4 protein-coding genes are annotated in these 4,925 nt (G+C 63.9%); 1 reads left to right on the top strand and 3 read right to left on the bottom strand.

Going from position 1 to position 4,925, the window contains the following annotated elements:
• Positions 1-300, bottom strand: a 300-nt coding sequence (locus EBE87_RS27555) for a TCP-1/cpn60 chaperonin family protein (RefSeq protein WP_302466820.1), incomplete at its 3' end; no start/stop codon positions are given.
• Between the two features lie 1,721 nt (positions 301-2,021).
• Between EBE87_RS27555 and EBE87_RS27545 the strand changes: the two genes are divergently transcribed.
• Positions 2,022-3,173 carry a DUF2382 domain-containing protein gene (locus EBE87_RS27545; protein WP_199707999.1) on the top strand — a complete coding sequence of 384 codons (1,152 nt, stop codon included), beginning with the start codon at positions 2,022-2,024 and terminating at the stop codon, positions 3,171-3,173.
• Between the two features lie 124 nt (positions 3,174-3,297).
• Here EBE87_RS27545 and EBE87_RS27540 read toward each other — a convergent pair whose 3' ends face one another.
• Positions 3,298-3,828, bottom strand: coding sequence for a 2-hydroxychromene-2-carboxylate isomerase (locus EBE87_RS27540; protein WP_233553472.1), 531 nt, complete (start codon positions 3,826-3,828; stop codon positions 3,298-3,300).
• A gap of 41 nt (positions 3,829-3,869) precedes the next feature.
• Complete coding sequence (locus EBE87_RS27535) at positions 3,870-4,829, bottom strand: IS481 family transposase (protein WP_120640947.1); 960 nt, start codon at positions 4,827-4,829, stop codon at positions 3,870-3,872.
• Between the last annotated feature and the right edge of the window lie 96 nt (positions 4,830-4,925).

The following is a 4,925-nucleotide window of genomic DNA, read 5'->3' as shown; positions in this document are numbered from 1 at the left end:
GGCATCCAAACTGCAGGGACAGAGACCCGACCCGTAACTTCCCGGGCCTCCACCTCCAAGCCGCCAGTCCGTGCAACAAGGTCTCTGCGCGCCCATGTTCTCGAACTTGTCAGACAGCTCGATTTCCTTGGCGACCGTCACGCCGTCCTTGGTGATGCGCGGCGCACCGAAAGACTTGTCGATGACGACATTGCGGCCCTTCGGACCCAGCGTCACCTTCACAGCATCAGAAAGGACATCAACGCCGCGTATCATGCGCTTACGCGCGTCGTCGCCGAAGCGAACCTCTTTGGCTGTCATGATGGTTCTGTTCCCTGGTATATGGTGTGGAGCGACGTTGCTGGCGTTATGCAGCCGGGCTGCTCAGCGCAGATTGATCCACAATTGGCCATCATAGATCGCACTGCGTAGCTGCACCGATCGAGGCTCTGGCGCAGGCCAGGAGCGACCTGAGCGCCCTCTGCTGCAGTGAGGATGTACCATGCCTCCGACTTGCCTCGTAGGAATCCACTGGGGCGGGCGAAGGCATGTTGGGATGGACTTGAATAGAAAGCGCGTTGGTGATGAAGAGAAGTTTAACGAGCGACAGATAGGGTCGGGCACACCAATGATATTCCGCTCCAGCTAGAACTCACCAAGTGTCGCACCGTCCTGCTGGATCGCGCTCCAGGGGTGGAGATCGGTGCCGTCCGACGGTTTGGTAGCAAATCGCAGGCGGGCTTGCTCAGTGGTTATGCTGCTCCGGCAGCCTGCAGGTCCGCTTTAGATGCTACTCTGGTGCGCTCGCTGGCAGGCCAGGCATCTCAAGCCTTCTTTGGAGAAACGAGAGACTGTACGCCCTTGCTGACTAGGATTGGCACAGTGGGCGCAGTCGCGGCTTTGCTCGACTTTGGCTTCTTGACCTCCCGATCGCCGCGTTTCTGTTCCTTGGCCATGTCGATATCCTTCGGGAAGTGATAAACACGGACGCAGGCGACGGCCTGTGGCACTGCACAGGGCCGCGTTGCAAGGTCGGGTAGGACGTCTGGCGGAGGCTGGCGGTCGCTGCAGCGAAGTTTTCGCAAGACGACGCATTGGATGGGCCCTGCTCGGACTACTCACCCGTTGCTATCGAGGCTTGTTGGATTAGCAGGCCATCACTGGCTGTTTAGCACCGGTGGCCTTTTACCTACCATGTATATGTACTGGTGCAGGAACATATACAAGATGGCGTTGGCATTGGCTGATTCTCTGGTGCAGCTCGCTGACATCGTCAAAACGGCCGTCCTACAATTATGCTGGCGCAAATTGCGGCAGTGAGATGGGCCTCAGGTCCATGTGCCGAGGGGAACCGCTGCGCCTGCTCGCGCGACTTGAGCCGCCGCATCTAGCGTTCCGTGGGGCGTATTGACCGGTGCGAGTTCTCCGCCCGGTTGTTGAAGTTTGGCTTGGTCCAGCGACATACGTCTAGCAGGAAGCTTCTGCTGAGCAACGTCTTCACCTCTCAGCCCTTCAGGGATGACACGCGGTGCATTGCGGCGCTCCTGCAGGAAAATATCGCCTACGACACCATGCTGGTCTGCCGTGTGCTAGAAATCGAAGAACTCGCCGTTAGTTCTTAGGTCCAACTGCGATTTCCTGAAAGCACAGGTGTGAGCCGGTAACCAACACTGCACCGTGATGCTGCAGCGCAACGAAAACCTTGCTTCGCCGACCACGCGGCCCGTACAGGTATTGTTGCAAGCCGCAGGAGCGGACCGAGTGAAGGCGACTGCTCTCCAAGAGGCCGCCCTCCAATAGGTGCAGCAGGCGTCCGCGCCGCTGACCGATCAGTTGGCCGCATTGCTGCGCCCACGGCGGCGCGAAGGTTCCAGGGCTGAGCCCTGCCCGACCGACTGCGCGAAATTCTACCGCCCTGCTGCCCTCCGCCGCCGACCTTGCTCCCTCAGTCGGGGACGTTGTCTGGCGCTGGGGCGGGGCGGCAACACTCGAAGGATTACCCAGTGTCACTCCGTACCCTGATGCAAGAAGGCTCCACCAAGGTGAACGATCTGTTCGCCAGGCTCTCCGATACCTCGGAGGGCGCCTTGAAGACCCGCGAGAAGCTCTTCGCGGAACTCAAGGCCGAGCTCGAGCTGCACGCTAAACTCGAGGAGGAGTTCCTCTTCCCGCTGCTCCGGAAGAACTCGGAGACCAAGGGGCTCGTGGCTGAGGCTATCACGGACAACAAGAACCTCCGGGCGCGGCTGACCGACCTCGACGCGCTGCCGAAGAATGGCGAGGCGTTCATCCCGCTCCTCAGCGAGCTGCAGAAGGCTTACCGCCAGCACTCCCGCGACGAGAAGAAGGAGCTCCTACCCGCCGTGCGGAATGCGCTCAGCGCGGAGCAGGTCCAGGAGGTTGCCGAAAAGATGGAGGCGGGCATCGCCGAGGTCGAGCAGGCCAAGCAGGACGAGGCCGAGGAGCGCCGGGCCAAGGCCCGCCGGGAGCGCGAGCAAGCCGAGCTGGAAGCGGAGGCTGCGGCGCGTCAGCAGCAGGAGAAGGAACTGGCGGCACGCCGCACTCGTGAGGCTGCCAACCACGTCGTCGAGACGGCGGGCATACCGCTGAACGTCGTGGCCGACGCGACGCGCAAGGTCACGCGCCTCGTGGGCGCCACTCCCCCCGCTGAGGAGAGGGCCCCCTCGGCGGTGCGCCTCTCGTCCAGCGCCTTCACCGACATGTTCCTATGGCCCTGGACGGGAGCGATGCAGGGGCTTCAGCAGGGCCGCCAGACTCCCGCGTCCGGCGCAAGGTCTCCCACCAGCGAGGAGGAGGTCATCCCCCTGGGCGAGGAGGTGCTCGAGGTCACCAAGCGCACGGAGAACAGCGGCACCGCCCGCGTCCGACGCTACGTCGTCGAGACCGAGGTCGAGGAGCAGGTGACGCTGCAGAGAGAGCGGGTCGTGGTCGAGCGCCGCCGTCCGGTGAGTGACAAGATCACCGGCGAGATCCTCACCGAGATGACGGTCGAGGTGGTGGAGACCGTCGAGGTGCCCGTGGTCAGCAAGCGGGCCCGCCTGCGCGAGGAGATCGTCGTGCGGACGGAGCGCACGCAGCAGGTCCAGACCGTGCGCGAGACCGTGCGGCGCGATGAGGTGGAGATCAGCCAGCCCGGCAAGCGGAAGACCGTCCGCGAGCGCGCGAGCACCTGAGACAGGACAAAGCGGGCGGGAGGAACACATCCCCGCCCGCTTCCGCGGCCCGTCCCGGCGGCGCCGGTCCCCGCAGGCGCGAGCGGCAGAGGACGTCACCGGGGTCCCAGCCTCTGCAGCAGGATCACCCCTTCGCCAGGCGGCGATCCAAGAACTCCAGACGGTCCTGCCCCCAGAAGATCTCCTCGCCGGCCACGTAGCTCGGTGCACCGAAAACGCCCCGCGCCAGCGCGTCCAGCGTGTCACGGGCCCGCTGCTCCGCCCACTGCTCCTGTGCCGCCAGCGCCAGCAAAGACGTGGCATCGAGGCCCACTTTGCCGATGAGCGTTGCCAGGACTTCCCGGTTGCCGGTGTCGCGCTCCTCCTCCCAGAGTGCCTTCAGCACACCGTGCGCCAGGGCGATGGCCGGGCCATCTCCGATGGTCTCGCGCGCGGCAATGACGCACCGGGCGGCGAGCCCCTCGTCGGCCGGGAAGAAACGAGGCCGGAGGTGGATGGGGATGCTCAGGTGATCCCGCCATCGGGCCAAGTCCTGCATGCGGTAGGCTTGACGCTGGGGCGAGCGCTTCGGCAACGGCAGCCCGCCCGAGGCGGAGAAGATGGTGCTGAACTCCACAGGGTAGATGCTCAGCGTCGCGTTGTGGCGTGCCACCATCGCTTCCAGCCGGGCGGCGCCCAGGTGGGTCCAGGGCGAGTTCAGCGAGACGAAGTGTATGGTCCCGGAGTGTGGTGTGACGGATTGAGCCTGAAGCGTTCGGGCTCTTTCGTCCAGCATTGATGGATGAATTCGGCAGGTGTGAGGCCGCGCAGTGTCTTCAGGCGGCGGGCATGATTGTAGGCGTCGACGAAGAGCTGCAGGTGGGCGCGGAACTGCTCGTGGCTGTCGTAGTGGAAGCGCTTGACGGTCGCCTCCTTGATGGTGCGGTTCATCCGCTCGACCTGGCCGTTGGTCCAGGGGTGGTTCACCTTGGTCAGCTTGTGCTTGATGTCGTGCTCGTCGCAGACCCGGTCGAAGATGTGCTGGGTGTCCCAGATGTCCTGCTTGCGTGCGGTGAACTGCACGCCGTTGTCGGTCAGCACGGTGTGGATGCGGTAAGGGATGGCTTTGATCAGGTCGCGCAGGAAGTCCGCCGCTTCCATCTTTCCAGCGCTCTCGACGAGACGGACAAAGACGAACTTGCTGGTGCGATCGATGGCGACGAAGAGACGCAGCTTGCCTTCGGCTGTGCTGACCTCAGCCAGATCGATGTGGAAGTAGCCGATCGGATAGGTGGCGAAGCGCTGCTTGGGTGGCTTGTCGCCGCCGACCTGGGACAAGCGGCTGATGCCATGGCGCTCCAGGCAGCGGTGCAGCGTCGAGCGGGTCAGATGCGGGATGGTGGGCTGCAGGGCGTAGAGGCAGTCATCCAGCGACAGCAGGGTGTGTCGACGGAAAGCGACAACGATGGCCTCCTCCTCGAGCGTCAGAATGGAAGAGCGAGGCTCCTTCGGTCCCATGCGGGCGTCCGCGGTCGTCGAGCGCTTGCGCCATTTCTGGATAGTGGTGGGGCTGACGCCGTAGCGCCTGGCGAGCGCTCTTACGCTTTCTTGCTGTAGCTGGATCGCGCGACGAACTGCCTCTGTCGTGCGGGCGCAGCCGTGCAGAACCTGGCCCATAACGCCTCCCTCGCCGGGACTGTCAGGAATTTCGTGTGTGGCGGGGCATAGTAGGGAAGAAGGAGACCCCCTATGGCCCGACGGAAAGAGCCGCGG

Origin of the sequence: Teichococcus wenyumeiae, from assembly GCF_003696345.1 — a bacterium.
Classification (GTDB): domain Bacteria; phylum Pseudomonadota; class Alphaproteobacteria; order Acetobacterales; family Acetobacteraceae; genus Pseudoroseomonas; species Pseudoroseomonas wenyumeiae.
The sequence above is the reverse complement of the archived record's forward strand: the minus strand, read 5'-3'. Positions and strand labels throughout refer to the sequence as shown.